The sequence below is a fragment of the Methanobrevibacter wolinii SH genome, assembly GCF_000621965.1.
In the GTDB taxonomy this organism is placed as follows: domain Archaea; phylum Methanobacteriota; class Methanobacteria; order Methanobacteriales; family Methanobacteriaceae; genus Methanarmilla; species Methanarmilla wolinii.
This window is the reverse complement of the sequence record NZ_KK211377.1, coordinates 85,773-103,589: the sequence shown is the minus strand read 5'-3', so window position 1 is coordinate 103,589 and position 17,817 is coordinate 85,773. Positions and strand designations below refer to the sequence as shown.

Annotated in this window: 20 protein-coding genes; all 20 read right to left on the bottom strand. The window is 30.9% G+C overall.

Annotated elements, in window-relative coordinates:
- Positions 1-7 precede the first annotated feature (7 nt).
- Positions 8-1,432 (bottom strand): Ni/Fe hydrogenase subunit alpha, encoded by a 1,425-nt coding sequence (locus T523_RS07130; protein ID WP_042708257.1) that lies wholly within the window; start codon positions 1,430-1,432, stop codon positions 8-10.
- A gap of 1 nt (position 1,433) precedes the next feature.
- Positions 1,434-2,363: an NADH-quinone oxidoreductase subunit B family protein gene (locus T523_RS07125; RefSeq protein ID WP_042708255.1), complete on the bottom strand. Its 930-nt coding sequence runs from the start codon at positions 2,361-2,363 to the stop codon at positions 1,434-1,436.
- Positions 2,364-2,381: 18 nt separating this feature from the next.
- Positions 2,382-2,801 carry a hydrogenase iron-sulfur subunit gene (locus T523_RS07120; protein ID WP_042708254.1) on the bottom strand — a complete coding sequence of 140 codons (420 nt, stop codon included), beginning with the start codon at positions 2,799-2,801 and terminating at the stop codon, positions 2,382-2,384.
- Between the two features lie 580 nt (positions 2,802-3,381).
- A complete protein-coding gene (locus tag T523_RS07115; protein ID WP_042708253.1) occupies positions 3,382-4,638 on the bottom strand; it encodes a SufB/SufD family protein in 1,257 nt (418 codons plus the stop codon).
- Entirely contained in the window at positions 4,595-5,353 is a 759-nt protein-coding gene (gene sufC, locus T523_RS07110; protein WP_042708252.1) for a Fe-S cluster assembly ATPase SufC, read from the bottom strand. The genes T523_RS07115 and sufC overlap by 44 nt, the downstream gene beginning before the upstream one ends.
- A 636-nt stretch (positions 5,354-5,989) precedes the next feature.
- Complete coding sequence (locus T523_RS07105) at positions 5,990-6,259, bottom strand: PRC-barrel domain-containing protein (RefSeq protein WP_042708251.1); 270 nt, start codon at positions 6,257-6,259, stop codon at positions 5,990-5,992.
- A gap of 186 nt (positions 6,260-6,445) precedes the next feature.
- Complete coding sequence (locus T523_RS07100; protein ID WP_042708250.1) at positions 6,446-7,081, bottom strand: NTP transferase domain-containing protein; 636 nt, start codon at positions 7,079-7,081, stop codon at positions 6,446-6,448.
- Between the two features lie 136 nt (positions 7,082-7,217).
- A complete protein-coding gene (locus tag T523_RS07095) occupies positions 7,218-8,684 on the bottom strand; it encodes a methanogenesis marker 14 protein (protein ID WP_042708248.1) in 1,467 nt (488 codons plus the stop codon).
- Positions 8,685-9,130: 446 nt separating this feature from the next.
- Positions 9,131-10,063 (bottom strand): tetrahydromethanopterin S-methyltransferase subunit H, encoded by a 933-nt coding sequence (mtrH, locus tag T523_RS07090; protein WP_042708247.1) that lies wholly within the window; start codon positions 10,061-10,063, stop codon positions 9,131-9,133.
- Between the two features lie 17 nt (positions 10,064-10,080).
- Positions 10,081-10,332 (bottom strand): tetrahydromethanopterin S-methyltransferase subunit MtrG, encoded by a 252-nt coding sequence (gene mtrG, locus T523_RS07085; protein ID WP_042708246.1) that lies wholly within the window; start codon positions 10,330-10,332, stop codon positions 10,081-10,083.
- A gap of 12 nt (positions 10,333-10,344) precedes the next feature.
- Positions 10,345-10,551 (bottom strand): tetrahydromethanopterin S-methyltransferase subunit F, encoded by a 207-nt coding sequence (locus T523_RS07080; protein WP_042708245.1) that lies wholly within the window; start codon positions 10,549-10,551, stop codon positions 10,345-10,347.
- A 16-nt stretch (positions 10,552-10,567) separates the two neighbouring features.
- Positions 10,568-11,290 (bottom strand): tetrahydromethanopterin S-methyltransferase subunit A, encoded by a 723-nt coding sequence (gene mtrA / locus T523_RS07075; RefSeq protein WP_042708244.1) that lies wholly within the window; start codon positions 11,288-11,290, stop codon positions 10,568-10,570.
- Complete coding sequence (mtrB, locus tag T523_RS07070; protein WP_042708243.1) at positions 11,291-11,617, bottom strand: tetrahydromethanopterin S-methyltransferase subunit MtrB; 327 nt, start codon at positions 11,615-11,617, stop codon at positions 11,291-11,293.
- A 12-nt stretch (positions 11,618-11,629) separates the two neighbouring features.
- Positions 11,630-12,427 (bottom strand): tetrahydromethanopterin S-methyltransferase subunit MtrC, encoded by a 798-nt coding sequence (mtrC, locus tag T523_RS07065; RefSeq protein WP_042708242.1) that lies wholly within the window; start codon positions 12,425-12,427, stop codon positions 11,630-11,632.
- Position 12,428: 1 nt separating this feature from the next.
- Positions 12,429-13,133, bottom strand: a complete 705-nt coding sequence (gene mtrD, locus T523_RS07060; RefSeq protein WP_042708241.1) for a tetrahydromethanopterin S-methyltransferase subunit D — start codon at positions 13,131-13,133, stop codon at positions 12,429-12,431.
- A 12-nt stretch (positions 13,134-13,145) separates the two neighbouring features.
- Positions 13,146-14,027, bottom strand: a complete 882-nt coding sequence (mtrE, locus tag T523_RS07055; protein WP_042708240.1) for a tetrahydromethanopterin S-methyltransferase subunit E — start codon at positions 14,025-14,027, stop codon at positions 13,146-13,148.
- A 290-nt stretch (positions 14,028-14,317) separates the two neighbouring features.
- A complete protein-coding gene (gene mcrA / locus T523_RS07050) occupies positions 14,318-15,970 on the bottom strand; it encodes a coenzyme-B sulfoethylthiotransferase subunit alpha (RefSeq protein WP_042708239.1) in 1,653 nt (550 codons plus the stop codon).
- A 13-nt stretch (positions 15,971-15,983) separates the two neighbouring features.
- Positions 15,984-16,733, bottom strand: a complete 750-nt coding sequence (mcrG, locus tag T523_RS07045; RefSeq protein WP_042708332.1) for a coenzyme-B sulfoethylthiotransferase subunit gamma — start codon at positions 16,731-16,733, stop codon at positions 15,984-15,986.
- A gap of 2 nt (positions 16,734-16,735) precedes the next feature.
- Positions 16,736-17,332 (bottom strand): methyl-coenzyme M reductase I operon protein C, encoded by a 597-nt coding sequence (mcrC, locus tag T523_RS07040; RefSeq protein ID WP_042708238.1) that lies wholly within the window; start codon positions 17,330-17,332, stop codon positions 16,736-16,738.
- 5 nt (positions 17,333-17,337) lie between these two features.
- The gene (gene mcrD, locus T523_RS07035) at positions 17,338-17,799 is read right to left on the bottom strand and encodes a methyl-coenzyme M reductase operon protein D (RefSeq protein WP_042708237.1); all 462 of its coding nucleotides are present in this window, start codon (positions 17,797-17,799) and stop codon (positions 17,338-17,340) included.
- Positions 17,800-17,817 lie beyond the last annotated feature (18 nt).

Sequence of the window (17,817 nt, the reverse complement as noted above, 5' to 3'; positions counted from 1 at the left end):
CACACCTCTAGATTTTTTTAACTAAGTTTCCGTCACTATCAATAACTTCTAAAGTAGAAAGTCTCATTTGACTATCCATAGTATGGGTAGCACAGGATAAACATGGATCATATGCTCTAATAACCATTTCCATTAAATTGAAGATTTTATCATCTACTTCTACACCAGGTTTGATGTATTTTTTAGCTACTTGATCAATACCCATTTCCATAGCAGGGTTGTTTTGAATAGTTGCAACAACGAGGTTTGCTTTAGTTACTAAACCATTATCATCAGTTTTGTAATGGTGGATTAAAGTACCACGAGGAGCTTCTACAATACCTGCACCTTCACCAGCAGTTCTTTCAAGAGCATCTGGGAATTTTTTACCAGATAAATCTTCATCTAATGCAGTAGCTGCACATTCAGCAGAAGCTAAGATTTCGATTAATCTAGCCCAATGGAATAACATAGGTTGTTGTGCATATCCGAATTTTTCACGGAATTCATTTAATCTTTCTTGAGCAAGAGGAGCTTCATCAGGCATTGAATCACAAACGTTAATCCTAGATAAAGGAGCTACTCTGTAAATACCTTCAGGGTATCCTAATTCTTTAATATATGGGAATTTTAACCAAGAGTAAGGTTTAACATGTTCTGCAACAATGTCTTGGTATTCTAAATTATTGTATTCATATTCAATTTTAGAACCATCTTTACTTTTGATTCTTACATTACCATTGTATACATCCCATTTACCATCATTTACTAAACCACAGTGACGAGTATCTCCGAAGTAACCTAAATCATTAACAAGATCAATTTTTTCTTCGAAAATAGGAATAGCTAAATCTAAGGTATTTTGAGCTAATTCAATGTTTCTTTCAGCTTTTTGTTTTAATTCTTTTTGTTTATCCTCAGTTAATTCAGTAGAAATTCCTCCAGGAGTGGAAGAAGTTGGGTGAATTGGACGACCACCAATAGCTCTAACCATATCTAAACCATTTCTTCTGATTTCAATAGCTTGTAAAGCAATATCTGGTTGATCTTTGATAATTTGGAAAACATTTCTTGTTTTTCTAGTTCCATTAGGAACAATTAAATCTGGAGCTGCTAAGAAGTAGAAATGAAGTGCGTGAGAGTGCATAAATGAACCCCAATTCATAATTTCTCTCATTCTGTAAGCAGTAGGTAAGATATCGTCTCCAAATCCATAAATTTGATCAACAGCTTTAGCAGCTGCTAAATGGTGTTGAACATCACAAATACCACAGATTCTAGGAACTAAACGTGGTAATTCTTCTGCAGGTCTACCTTGTAAGAATTTTTCAAATCCTCTAAATTCCATAACATGTAATCTAGTTTCTTCAACGTTTCCTGCATCATCTAACTGAACAGTAATTTTTGCGTGACCTTCAATACGAGTTACAGGTTCCATAGTTAGTTTTGCCATTCTATTTTCCTCCATTTTGCATTTTCATTGGGATTAAAGCAGCTGGTAAAGTATAAGTATAAAATGTACCAACAATATCATCTAATTGGCTAGCTACTTCTTCAGGATCAACAGTTTTATCTTTTTCTACACCATAATCTGAAGCAATAGCTGAAATCATTTTAGCACCTGCATCTTTAATTTTTGCAGTTGGTCCATAACATCCTCTACATGGGATTGCAATTTCAGGACATTCTGCACCACATAATGAAACTGTAGCAGGACCTAAACATACTAAACCTTGTGCAATTAAACATAAATCATCTTCAGGTCTTCCGACTTCAAATTGTCTTTTAACGAAGTCCATAGCTAAACCTTCAGGTGGTTTTTCTCTAGGACAAACTTCACATAAGTTTGTAGTAGGTAATTCAACTGTTTCACCATTGAGTAAGGTAATAATTGCATTAGCAATAACATCTGATCTTGGTGGGCAACCAGGAAGCATCATATCAATATCAATTGCTTCACTTAAAGGTCTTACCCTGTTTTCTAATTGAGGTACATCTTCATTAGGAATGATACCTTCTGGGTTAACAGTAGAAACAGAATTAATATAAGCTTCTTCTTCTAATTCTTCTACAGTATGTAAGTTTCCAAGTCCTGGAATACCTCCATAACATGCACAAGTACCAAAAGCAATAACATATTTAGCTTTTTCTCTTAACATTTCAGCTAATTTTCTGTTTTCATCGTTTCTGATTCCACCTTCAATAAGAATTACATCTAAATCAGGTACTTCATCATATTTAGTATCCATTAAAACTGGAATAAATTCGAAATCAGCTAATTCTAAAACATCTAATAATGTTTCATGGAAATCAGCAACAGCTAAGTGACAACCTGAACATCCACCTAACCACATAGTTCCAACTTTTGCTTTTTCTTCTGCCATTATATATCCTCCACTAAATTAAGCTTGAATTTGTTCTTTTAAAGGTGAAGGTCCTAAATCTTTAACTCTAGCAACCATCATTCTAACAGTATTTGCGAATTTTTCACCTTCAGATGCGGAAATCCAGTCATGGTATAATCTTCTTTTATCAATACCTAAATCTTCAATTAATTTGTAGACAATTCTCATTCTTCTATCTAATTTATAGTTTCCTGCATCATAGTGACAATCACCCATGTGACAACCAGTTACAAGTACACCATCAGCACCTTCTCTGAATGCTTTTAAGATGAATTGTGGATCAATTCTACCAGAACACATTACACGAATAACCCTAATGTTAGGTGGGTATTGCATCCTAGCAGTACCTGCAGTATCTGCTCCACCATAGGAACACCAGTTGCAACAAAACATTACAATTTTTATATCATCTGCCATAGAGTTAACCTCCTCTACTATTCAAATTTTTTTAAAAAAACATTGGAAAATATATTCTCCAAAATTTTTACCTTTCTCTTTTTTTTAAAACGTTTTAATCAACAAAAAATATATTTATAAAAAATATTTTTTCATTGATAAATATTGTACCTCAATGAGCTAGCTCAGCATAACATTAATGTACTAATACAATATTACTTTAAAATTAAATATAAAGGTTACTTGGAAATTAAAACCGAAAGCTTTAAATAAAATAAATTAATTTAAAAAAAAATTAAATTAAAAAAAATTTAAGAAAAATAGAAAAAAATAAATTAAATATATATAAATAATTGAAAAAAATAAAATAAATAAAGTAATTTATTAAAAAAAATAAACATGAATAAAAAATACGTTTTAATAAATACGAATGAAAAAATAATACAAATATGAAAAATTAGATAAAAATTAATAAAAAATCAGAATAAAATTAATAAAAAATTTAATAAAAATAAAAAATAATCTAAATAAAATATATAAAATTAATAAATCTTAAAATAAAAAAAGAAAAAAATTAATATTAAAATAAAAAAGAAAAAATTTACATTCCTTTAATACTCATATCAATCATTTTTTTAGTACTTTCAGCAAGAGCAGGAGGTAAACCTGTAATATCCATATTTAAGAATCCTCTAACAATCATAGCTGCTGCTTCTTCTTCAGTAAATCCACGAGATGTTAAATAATAAATTTCATCTTCATCAATTTTACCAACTGCAGCTTCGTGAGATAATTCAAGTCCAGAAGAATTAGCTTCAAGAATTGGAACTGCATATATAGAAGATTCATCAGATAAAACTAAACCATTACATTCAAGATGACCTTTAACATCTGGAACATTACCAACTAAATCTCCTCTAGCATAAATTTTAGATTCATCATTTGCAACAGAACGTGAAAGAACTTCAGCAGAACTATTTTTGTGATTAAGAATAGCACGTGAACCAACATCAATATCTGAATCTTTTTGACCAGATAAAACACTTTGGAAAAGTGCACGTGAGTTATTACCTTCACAATATGCAGTAGGATAAGATTGTACACATTTAACAGGACTAGTTAAAATATAATTATTAATGAAAGTAGTATTATCTGCTAATTTAATACCAGTTCTAGGACGTACTTCAACTTGTTCAGCCCAATTATGGACCATTGTAAAAGTAATTTTAGAACCTGGTTTAAGATATAATTCACTTACACCAACATGAAGTGCAGAAGATATATCACTACCAGTAGCACAACCAGTTATTAAATGAAGTTCAGAGTTTTCCTCAGCAATAATAATATTATGTGCTGTTTGCATAATATCTGCATCAGCAATAAACATACATGCTTGTACTGGAAAAACTTCTTTAGTGTTAGGTTTAGATCTAATGAAATAACCGCTATAAACATCTTCTTTTTCTTCTCTCAATGCAGTTTCTGCAGTATATTTATCTTGATCCGGTTTTACAGCATTCCAAAGATAATCTTTTAACCATGGATATTTATCTTTTGCAACACCAGTATTCATAATTTCAATATTATCAGATAAAGAATTAGAAAAGATATTACTTTGATCAAATTGAACGAAACTTCCACTTCTTTCTTTTTCATCTGAATCAACACCTACAGAAATAAGAGTATCTTTATCTTTTTTAGATAAATCATTTAAATCATCAATAGCATCATAAACAGAAATATCTTCTTTAGAATAATTTGCAATAGTAACATCTGTTCCTAAAGGTGCTTTTTTATTTTTAGCTTTTTCAGCATCATTGAGTACATTGCGCACAACTAACACATCCTTTAAATCCATTTTCACGAACATCATTTAAAATTTCTTCAGGATTTCCTGAACAAGCAATTTCACCATTCATTAAAATATGAGCTTTATCTGCTTTTACAAAATTTAAAATATATCCTAAATGAGTAATTAGTAAACCTGCACGTTTACGTTCACTGATTTTTTTCTGTTTATCTAAAATAACATTTAATTCTTCAGCAATAAGTTCTACATTTTCAATATCAACACCAGAATCTGGTTCATCAAACATTGTAAAATCTGGTTTTTGAGCTAATAATTGAAGAACTTCAGATCTTTTAACTTCCCCACCAGAGAATCCTAAGTTAACATCTCTTTTTAAAAAATCATCATTAAATTTAAGTTTATCAGCTAAAGCTTTCATTCTTGGATTTAATTCATCTTCTTCATTTTGACCAGATTCATATTTTAATAAATTTTCAACAGAAATACCTCTAATTGCTGGAGGATTTTGAAAACTTACTCCCATACCTAATTTAACTCTTTCAGCAGTTGATAAGTTAGTTATATCTTTACCTTTGAAAATAATTGAACCATTAGTAACATGATATTTTGGAAATCCTAATATAGTCATGAACAAAGTACTTTTACCTGCCCCATTAGGTCCTAAAAGTACATGTGTTTCACCTTCTGCTATAGAAAGATTAACATTTTTTAATACTTGTTTACCTTCAACTTCAACAGCTAAATTGTGAATTTCAAGTAACATATTTTATCACCATATATTATTAATAGAATAAAACAAAATTCATAAAAATATAAATAGTGTTATATTTTACATATTAAACTTAATTTTTATTAAATAAAAAGTTTATGATAAAAATCATGAAAATAATAATAAAATAAAAAATATAACAATGAAAAAATAAACAATTGTTATATTTTATTTAAATAAACTAAATAAATAGATATATTGTTAATAAAAAAATTAATATAAACATTATAATTAAAGTATAAAAAAAATTAAGTCTATTGAAATCCTATTTTTTATAACAAAGTATACCTAAAATTTGAATTTAAGAAAATTTTTTTAAAAAAAAGAATTTTAACAAGCTTAAAAATTAAAAAATTTATAATTGATAAAAATATTAAAAAATTAAATAAAATCCTCAAAATAAAATACTAAAACACAATTTATATAAAAATTAAATAATTAGAAAAATTAAAGTTAATAAAAAATTAAACATTATTTTTACTAAAAAATATTAATATTAGATAAGAACAGAATTAGTATTAAAATAAAAGAAATATAAAAAATAATTAAAAACTAATAAAATAAAAGTTAAAACCAAGAAAAAAAGTTAATATAAAACCAGAAAAAAGATAAAATTAATAAAAAGAAAATTTATTCTGCTACAATAATAAATTCTCCAACTTTTTCAACTTTTGAGAAAGGAACAAGTAATAAATCACCTTTTCTTTTAGCTCCTTTAACATGAATATTACGATCTTCTTGTACTTTAATAGCAATATCTACAATTTTACCGGTTTTATCATTAATAATAAGTTCATCAAGAACACCAAGAATACGAGCATTATTAGTTGCTACTTGATAATTCTTAACCTCACTCCATAATTTTTCTTCTCTTTTTTGAATATTTTTTTTATTTTCCATGATTACACCGTTAATGAATAAATCAATATAATAATTAATATTATTAATTTTATAATATTTAAATTAAACCCCAAAACAATAATACAATAAAGAATAAAATTAATTTAAAAAAAGTAATAAGAAAATAAAATAATAAAATTAAAATAAAATATTAAATTATGGAATAAAACTTAAAGATAAATAAAACTATATCAAAGAATCCTTAATTTTATATGCTATATCTACATCATCAATAGAATTTAAGTTAAATGCTAACTTTATATTATCCATGATTAAATTAGTTTGCTCTTGAATAGAATTTTCACTTTTTAAAATATTAAGACCTGATGGAACAAGACCATTAAATTCATAAGAATAAGATACATTATATTTTTTATAAAGTTCAACAGGGATTTGAACTGATAAACTAGGTTTATTAGAGTCAAAATATTTACTTAATACATAATCAATAATATCAGAAGTAATAAAAGGAAGATCTGCATTTATAACTAATATAATATTATCCTTAGATATTTTCTCAAAAACAGATAAAATATAAGATAAATCATCAAGATAACCTTCACCAGGAGTATCTAAATAAAATTTATTAAAGTCATCTAGAGAATTACCAAAATAAGAAAAATCATGATTTAATAAGTAATTTTTAGTATTAGGAGTATTATGACTTACTGCAACAACAATTTTATCAATTAAATTAGAAAAAGAAATATTTTCTATAACATAATCAATTAAACATTTATTATTAAATTTAAAAAGAGGTTTCTCAATATTAGAATTCAATCTAGTACCTAAACCACCAGCCATAATAAGAGCAATAATCATAAAATCACTGAAAAATAATACAATAATTAAAAATTATCAATTTTAGTTATTATAATAATTTAATACTAAAATTAAATTTAAAAAAGTTTATAAAAAGAATTTCAAAAAGTTAAAAAAATAATAAAAAAGGTAAAAATTACCTATTTTTATTCTGAAGTTTCATTCTTTTACCAAGAATACATTTACCGCCTTGGTGACCACCAATAGGATTATTTTGAGTACCCATGGAATTCATACAACGAGCCATAATTGCAGAACCTAATGCTAAACCATCTTCAACAAATACAGTGTCTTTGAATTTATCCTGAGAATATTCTAATATAAGTTGAGGTTTACGTCCAGTAATACCTGCTCTACCAGTAATACCTAAAACTGAACCTTCAGTAATAATATTTTCATCAAAAGCTACATCAAGTGCACGATAAACAATATTTGCAGAGACATAATCCATAGTAGATAAAAGTGTTGGTAAACCATCATTTTCATAAATTTCTTTACCAATATCCATTAAAACAGGAAGTTTATCTCCATTTTCACCAACATCACAACCAATTAAAGTAGTACCTGCAGATTCTGCAGCTTCTGGATCAATAGGTACAGTCCCAAATCTAGTAATACCTAAAGGTACTTTACGGATATCAATATATTTATGGACTTTTTTAGCATTTTCTTTTGCTTTTTTCTTATCTCCTTTTTTATCTAATTTAGGATCATATAAATCTAATGCTGCACCATTATTTTTATCAACTTTATCAGTACCACGAGCAAGAGAATCTGAAACAACACCTGCAAGACCTAAAAAGTTACCTACAGTATTAGCATAAGGTCTATTATCATTTACAACACGACCTGCTAATGTTGAACCAAAATCAAGAGATACACAAGGATTTCTAAAATCAACATCAGTCCATTTAGCTCCTAATTTAATACCTGCAGTAACTAATTCTCCTTCCATTTCATTTGCAGTAGCTTGCTTACCTTTTGGAGGAACTACACTTACAACAGCACCATCAAATGTTACATGATCAAGTAAAGTATATTTTCTAAGTCTTTCAGGTAATTGCTGAGGACTCATTGCAGGAGACATTTTTCTAGGAGGAATACCTGCATCTAAACATCCATCAGCAAGAGCAATAACTAATTTACCTGCTTCTTCAGCAGTAGCAAAACCTGCAGTTACTCCAGTAGATCTTACTACAAAATCAAGATCTTCATCTTTATCAACATTAGCTTTTTTAAGGGATTCTAAAACAGTATCTTTAATCATTTCAGCAACAGCTTCTTTTGATAATTCAATACCCCAAACAGTTTTACCAAAAACTTCTTCACTTGGTTTAGGTGGTCTAATATCCCTAGTCATTTTAACTGTTTTATTTAATAAATAACAATGACTATTATTTAAATTAGTTGCAGTTAAAATACATTTTGTAGTAGTATTACCAAGTTCAACAGAAGCAGTTACATAATAAACATCTTGATGAGTTTTAAATCCAGGATCTTGAGGTCTATTTGTACTAGCTTTTAACATATCTAAATCTTTTGGTTGGCTATGTGCAATTATTGGTTTAGGCCCTTTATGAAAAAGATTATCCAAAAATGACATAATTTTACCCCACATTATTTTAATTAAATTAATTGAAAAACAATTAAGATTATATTTAAAATTATAATAATATAAATTTTTTTAAATGAATTTAGAATAAAAAAATAAGTCTTCTTGAAATCTTTTAAACTTAAGATTTAATCCAGTCAAAAATAAATGGGTTTAAAAAATATCTTCTAAACAAAAAACAGAAAAAATAAAATTAGAAAAAATAAGATATTTAGAAAATTAACATATTTAATCAAGATTTTAAAAAATAAGTAATTAAAAATGAGAAATAAACAAATAAACTATTTAAAAACAGTAAATAAAAATCAAGAAAAACAGAAAATAAGACATATAAAAAAACAAAAAAAACAAAAAACACATATTTAAAAAAAACTAGAAAAAACAAAAAACGATAAGATAAAGAAGTTAGATGAGAAAATCACCTAACTTAAATATACCTATACTAATTTATTGAATGGGTGACCTTCTACAGGTTCAGTTCCAATATCTTTAGCAGCTTCAGCCATGAAACAATCAGCCATAGCAACAGCAGGGAAAACTTTTGAAGAGTTTTCAATAGGACCGTATAAACAGAAGTCTCCACCAGCAGCTACTTGCATTAAATCAGAACCTATATCACATACAGGCCATGCATCTTTATGTTCTTTTTTCCATGTTTTTAACCAATCCCAAGCAGAAGGTACGTTGTGAATACCAGAACCTACAGGGTAACCCCATTTAGATTTTTCTGCAAAGGTAGTTCTTAATGCAGGTCCTCCACCTTGTCCTAAAGGAGTGACAGCTACATCCATGAAGAATTTAGTAATTCCACAATCTTCAGCCATAGGAATAATACCTTCATCTACTACAGATCCACCATTATCCCAGATGTCGATTTTACCTTCTACACCAGCTTGCATAGGGTTAAAACCTAAAATAATAGAAGCTTCAATATCAGATTCTTTAACTTTTGCAATTTCGTCAGCTTCACAAGACATGTTTAAAGAGTTGTAAATAGCCCTATCACAAATACCTTGTTCTTGACAGTAATCTACACCAGCCATTTTAGCGTCTGCACCAGTTGAATCTATTAAAAATGGTTTATCAGAAACATCAGCTACAAATTCTAAGTAATTTACCATAGCTTCTGGAGTTGCTCCAAAAGTTTGGATAACACAAGGGTTTCCTGTAACATCAGACATTTCTTCCATTTCTTTAATTAATCCTTCAGCAGCATCATGATCAAATATACCTGCTTTTTCATCACTAATAATTTTGTGTCCACCATAAAAGATAGTTCCACAGAGAACTGTTGGATATTCACCAGGTTGTCCTCCACATTTTACACCTGCAACATCTACAACAGTTTGTTCTTTATCAAACCTAAACATTTAATTAACCTCCAATCTTAAATTAATCCTGATAATATTGAGGTCATTACAGCTGCAAGATTGTATTTAATAAATACTATCATTACTAAAAGACCTATTATCATTCCGTATAATATACCAATATCTCTACCTGTTTGTTGGCCTAAACGTTGAGAATATTCACCTAAAGCAAATTCAACTTTTTCTTCAACATCATCTAATTTTTCCATTGCTTTATTATATTCTTCTGGATCGACCATTACACTTGGTGTTGTTTCTTCTTCAGACATTCATAAACACCTCTATAATCCACATAATTTAGCAATATAAGGAAGAAGTACTAATAAGATAAATGCGAAAGCAATACCAATTCCTATACCTTTAACTCTACTAACAGATAATGCTGAATAAGCTCTTCCTTGCCTTCCAATAAGTTTGGATTTATAATCAATATTTTCAGATACGTTGTTAATACCACGTACATTTGGATTAGTTGAAATTTTTACCATATTAAACTACCTCCAATTAGAAGAATATGAATAATGATAATATTACTATAGTAAATACAAGACCAATCATAATACCTTGTACTTTACCAGCATAATTACCAGATAAATTCTTTTGAATTGCACCAATCATATTGATTTCAGATTCAATGTTTCTCATTCTAGCTTCAATTAAAGCTGTTTCAGGAGAAACTGCTTTAATTTCTTCACCACTATCTTCTTCTTCATCGTCGTCAGAAACTTCAACGACTAAAGCTTCTTCTTCAAAAGCACCAGGATCTTTTTCAATACATTCTTTTACTTTAGAAGTGATTGCTCCACCATCTTCAGTATCAATTAAATCAACGATTTCTAATTGGTTTTGGAATCTTTCAACACCTTCCATAGGAATGTTTTCTACAAAAGGAATTGCCCCAGTAGCACCATTAATTTTCTTTTTCTCAGGGTCACAACCATTTGCATGTAAAGCTTTAAATGCTTGACCAGTAATATGACCTTGTACTTCTGCACCACATAATATTAAGAACCTGATATTTGGGTTAGAGATGATATTAGCAACTACTTTTTCAATACCGAGGTTTTCTGTTTTACATGGTCCTGCAATAGCTGCTCCAGCAGCAGCAGGAATATCCTCAATGTGAGAAGCTAAAGTTGCTACAGCAACAGGACTTTCAGGGTCCCCTGCAATGTAATCTCCAGTGACAATAGGCCATCCATCTGCAGGTGATTTTTTATCAGCCATCTATAAAACCCCCAATTTGATTAATACAGGAATCATTGCAATAATAATAAATACTGCAATTAAGAATCCATAAACTACGTTAGTTATAGTACCAGCGGTAATATAGTTTCCTTCTCTGTTAGGATAAGCACCTAAAGGAGCACTATATGGATCTAATGAACTAACTAATTCATCAGCATCAGCTTCTAATTGATTAATAGCATTGTTGATGTCATCCATATTTAAGATAACTAAACTTCCACTTCCAGCACCAATAATACCTGTCATAGGGTCTAAACTAAGACTCATTTCAGGAACAACATTTACAAAAGGTAACATTTCTGCCATAATTAGTGCCTCCTATAATTCTACTTTTGGCCATAATCCAGACCATTTTACAGATGCAGCAGCTTCATAAGATGCTTTCATAAAGCTTCTAAATGAAATTAACCATCCGATTAATCCGACAATAATAACAAGTAACCATGCTAAGTGACCTGCAGGAATAGTACAAATACCTACAATAATCATAGATAAGAATGCACATGAAACAGCACATTTTAAAGTTCTTACTTGATCTTCATTAGGTCCTAAACATGCGTTAAATGGATGTTGAATAGCCATTGTGTTTAAGATGAAAAGTAAAGCAATAAAACCAGTTGCAACAACAGATTTTAAAATTACTAATAAGTCTAAACTTCCACCAGCAATAGCAACAGAGAATGCAACAAGAGATAAAGCAGCAGCACCAACAAGTTCAGTAGTACAACCTACCATAATAGGAATTTTCATACCAATAATTTTAGTTGCAATTAAAGCAATAATACAACCTAAAATTAAACCGATAATTAATGCGAAAACAGGTCCTAAGTAGATAATATTACCTGCCATAGGTACAAGAGCTAAACCAGTTAAAGCAGCAATAACACCAGCACCAAGAGACATGTATCCAATAGATGGTACACCAGTACCGAGACCATATTGAGCTACTCTACGAACTGCATCTGATCCCCAAACTATAGCACATACTCCACCTAAACATGCAAATAAAGGTCCAATAGTAGGATTAACAGTACCTAACCAAGTGAGTATTAACCCACCAATGACACCTAAGCATAATAATTTTTTTGAACTTACAGCTTGTTCTTCATCAGCCATTTTAGATACCTCCACAAAGTAATATAATAACGATTGCAATTACTAATGAAGCTATTAAACTACAGACAGCACCTCTACCAATTCTTTTGAATTTAGGGTCCATCATACCTTCAATAGTACCTCCAATATTATAGGAAGCAAGTACAGAGTTAATAAAGAATAAACCAGTTGCACAAATTGCAGCTAATGCAATACAAATAGAAGTGTTAGAACCAAATACTTTTGAGGTTGAAGCGATGGTTTGGATAGCATAAAATGCAATTCCTCCACCTACACCACCTAAAAGTGATCCAATAATACCACTTACATATGCAACAGTAGGAACTCCGTGACCTTCAGTACCTGGAGTTTTATAAGCTTCTTGATCAAAACCAGTAATAGGATCTTTTTGAGTTTTTGCAGATACAGGAACAACACCTACACCATATACATAAATGTAGTTTGCAAATAACATGGTAATACCCATCATTAACATTGCACCAATTCCACCTGCAATAATAATCATGACTAAACTAGCTCCTTCCATTGAAGCAGCAGTAATAAGACCGGTCATACCAGCACCAGCAGCTAACATTGCAGTACCAGTACCTACACCAGTAGCAGTAGCCATAGCAGCAGGAGCTCCACCTACAGGAATGAAGTGTACACCTGCACCCATACAGATTCCAGCAATAATAATTAATATAATTAAGAAAATTAAATCCATGATGAAACCTCCTTATTCTTCTTCATATGGGCCGAATTTATTTCTTGCAAATACTTCAATTTTGTAGTTTAAGTAAATTAAAATAAGAACAATAATAATACCGACAACTTGTCCGCCAATAGTTCCGAAAACAACAGTAATCCAGAAACTAATAAATACAACTAAACCAAAACAGAAACCAGTAACTGGTCCACCATATTTTGAACAGAAGTTTACTACATCAATGGAGTTTTTAGCACCAACAGATTCTTTAGTAACAATATCTCCTTGAATAGCTACAGGAGTACCTGATCCGTAAGGGAATTTTTGATATTCACTTTCAGCTCCATAGTAAACATCTCCAGTAGAAGAACCAATTGCACCTACAGTAATACCCCAAAGTACAGCTAAAATAGGTAATGGGAATGTGTGTAAAGGTGTTCCTTGAATTGGAACTATCATTAAATAAGACATACCTACAATACAAAAAGTAGCAATAAATCCATGAGCTGCAATAGGGCCTAAACATTCATTTAGAGCATCCATAAATAAAGGTTGTTCAAATTGAGATTGACCTACAATACGTCCTACGTGAGAAGTAATTGTATAAATAGTATGAACAAATGCAGCAACTACAGAACCTATAGCAATTGCGACAATAGGTAAAACATTTAAATATGACATAAATACGAAAGCAACAGCACCAGCAACACCACACCATACACCGTATGCTACAGGTTCACCAGAAACTGCCTTATTTATAATTCTGTGTAAATGTCCCATTTGAGGAGCTAACTGAACTTGTGAGTTAGGGTTACTTTCAGATCCTACATCAGACTCTAAATCTTCTGCAGCACCACCGATAGTTGCAGCAGCACCCATCAATGCGACAACACCTAATGTTATAGGGTCCATATTTCTTTTCCTCCTTAGTTTTTATTAAATTGATAATTTAATAAACATGAATAAACCGATTTTATATTTTAATTGTCAAATCAAACAACTTTGAATAATATTTAATCAATACTAATTTTCTAAGAATAAACTATACTCTTAAAACATCAGTTTAGACTAATGTATAATAATTTTTAAAACTTTATATAAAAACTTTCCTAATTATTTTTTAGTTATACTTAAAAATTCAGACTAAAAACTTAAATGATTTTTAATCTAACAAAAAAATAAAAAAATAGGTGTTAATACACCTATTTAGCTGGAATAATTAAAGATCTTTCACCAGCAGGTTCGAATTCTCTTAATGCACCTTTAGCAATTTCATTACGAGGAGCAGAGAAGTCAAATACTAAGTTTTTATCTGCAAATGCGATTTTAATTAATGGGTTGTATGTGAAAGCATCTCCACGAGCTGCGTGAGGAGCTTGTGCAATACCAGCATATTCACCTTGGTGACCTACGTTCATTGCATAGTTAGGATAGTTAGGTCCTCTCATTTCAAGAGGTAAACCTTCATCATTTCTGAAGGAGAATGTGTTAGCAGCACCACATTGATCTTGTAAATCGTAACCATAGAAACCTAATCTGGAATGTTGTTCTTTGTGTAAGTATTGAGATAAGTACCATGCACTTAAACCAGTTTGAGCATTTCCAGTAGCAAATGCAGTTGAAATACCTGCAGCAGCTGCAACAACAGCAGCCCTTTGGGATCCACCGAATTGAGTTTCAAGTAATGCAGGGAATTTTTCATATTGTTCTAATCCGTAGAAGGTAACTTCAGAACCAACATCAAGAACAGTGTCCATGTTGTTAGGTGCTTTGGTTAAACCATATTTATCTTCTACATAATCTTTACCATAGTAAGCAAAGTCATCAAGAACATTATCAGTATATGCTGCAGTAGCATATTGAGTAAATCCTACACCACCAGACATGTATGAACCTAACCATACTTGATCGTATAAAGCTGCACCAGCAGCAACAACATCTAAAGATATTTTTACAGGATCATCAGAGTTAACTCTGGAAGATTGTACAATATCTGCCATGTAACCGAAAGGAATTCCTCCAGGTTCGTTAGCAGCTCTTGCTCTTCTTTGTGGTAATGGAGTACCCATTTGAATAACTTCTGCGTGTTTAGATGCGTATGCGAAATCTCCAGTTGCACCTTCACCAGCACATTGGTTGTATGCAGAAATCATAGACATACCAATTTGCATAGCAGACCATCTAGAGGTTACACCTCCATCACAAACTCTTCCTACAACAGAAGGAATTCTTACAGCTTGCCAGATTTTATCTCCAACTTCAGCTTTTAAAGCTTCAGCTTGTTCTTCTGGGAACTCTTTATTAATATCTAAAACGTAACATTTATCGATTTCATCTGCTAATTCATCATCACCAGTGAAAACTTTTACGTAAGAATCAGCTGCTAAGTATGGGTTAATTTCTACCATATGTTCCTGTACAACAGCTCCACCAGGCATAGCGTGGTTTAAGGTTTCTAAGTAACGAGTAATGGTTTCAGGAGTTACTTCCATACCTAATCTTCTTTCAAGAACGTTGTGTGCAGTGTTTAATCCTACAATTACAGTTCTTCTAATGTCATCCCACATTTGTTGGATAGCAGCGTTGTTAATAAAGTGTAAATCGTCTCCTTCTACGAAGGTGTCAGTACCAGAAAGTTGGTAAGGCATTAAAGTCCTTTGTCCTAATGGACTTCCAACATCAGGGTTGAATTGAGGAATACCTCTTTTTTCAGCTATTTCTTTACCTGCTTCATAAAATTCAGTTTTCCTTTCAGATTGTCTCCAACCACCTAAATTATAGAAAGTAGTGGTTTTATCTTCAGGAGATTCTTTGAATTTTTTATTTAATGCATCAATAAACTTTTTATCAGCCATAACATAACCTCCCCTATTCAGGGTTGTATCCTCCTTTGGATCTTGTGATGTGTATTCTGTGTAATACTTCTACAGCATCTTTATCGTCTTTATAAGCATCACCATCTACTCTATAAATAGTAGTGATTTCTTTTAATTTTTCTTCGTCTAATGGTTCACCTAAATCAACAGGTTCATCTAATGGAATACCAATTTGGTTTTTAACCATTTCGACATGACCGGTTTCTTTGTTCATAAGTTGTCTTCTTAACATATCGAACATGATACCGTCTTCATCTAACCTTAAAGAGTGACCGTGTACAGATTTACCTCTAATTCCAGTCCTTGCTGGATCGAAGTATTCTGTTTCTAATAATTCTTTGGAGAGTTTTTCAAGATCTCTTTCCCTTGCTTCAATAACTTGTCTTCCAGATAAGGTACCAGTATCTACTCCTCTGTATCTGTTTAAGTAAGCTCTTGCTCTTACATAAGGTTGAGCTGGAGCGAAGTACATTGAATCAGCGAATTGGATATATCTTACTCTGTCTCCTGCTTTTGCACCATCAATAGGTGTTACTAATTCTCTTACAATGTCATCAGGCTCATCCATTTCATCTAAAGGTGGGTGAACTGATTTATATTCTTCACCTGGAGCTCTGTGACCTAATATTTTTACTACATCTTCATCAGAAATTTCTCGTAATTTTTCTAATTTTTCATTTGGATCAGAAAAATGTCTTCTGTTTTGAGAAACTTTTGAAGTTCCTGGATAATATTGTGCCATAATCATGCATCTCCTAATGCTAATTTAACTTTTCTAATAATTTCATCTAATTGTTCTTGAGAGACTGTTTGTCCTCTAATTACACCGCTAATAATATTAACGATTGTTCCTTTTGTTTTGACCTCATCAGGCATAACTTGTGCTGTTTTAACACCAATTTTTGCAAAATCCTCAAAATCAACAGGATATTCACAAATAATCACACAAGGTTTATCAATATTTCTTAATATTAATCTAGCTTTGTAAATAATGTGATTTCTTACTCCACCTAAATGAACTACAACAAGCTTATACTGATTTAATTGTTCAATCTCCTTAGGAGTTAAACCCATTAAACTAGAAGCACCTACTCCTGGTGCATCACCAGGTACACCAGCACCAGCATTTAAAATCATAGTACTAGTAAGTAAATTTGCTTCACGTAAAGCAAAAGTAATTTCACATACAGGTTTTGTAATATGTCTACGACCAGGAGACATTGCTACAGCAATAACGTCACTTCCACATTTAGCAAAAGTTCCTCTCTGAGCAATACCTCCACCTTCACCAAGACCCATAGTTTCTCGGCAATCAACAACATGTGTAGAACGTCCAATCATATTATCTATTCCACTCTATCATAATCAATGAAATCAACACTTTCAGCAAACTGTTTATTATTATCTGCTAAACCAATTAACTCGTCTGGAAGATCATTTTCACCAGTTCCATACTTAATAGCATCACTAACTGTTTTATGTCTTCTAATATATTCATTTCTTGATGTATTAATATCATATCCAAATTTAAGATTTTCATCACAAATTTTTTCAATTTCATCAAGAGCAGATTCAGTTGAAAGCTCAACTAATATACGACCAGTACGAACTTTAAGTTCTATTGGTTTACCACAAACAGTAATGTTTCTTCTTTCTTTATATTGTGGAAGGAGGTCAGGATCATCTGGGGGAAGTCTTGGACCATGAATTACTGTCCTTTTTACATCATCTAAACTTTCAATGCTATTTAACATTTTTTCAGTAGTGTCTGCACTAAGAAATCTATAAGGAAAAATTTCAATATCCATAATTATCTACCCCTTCAA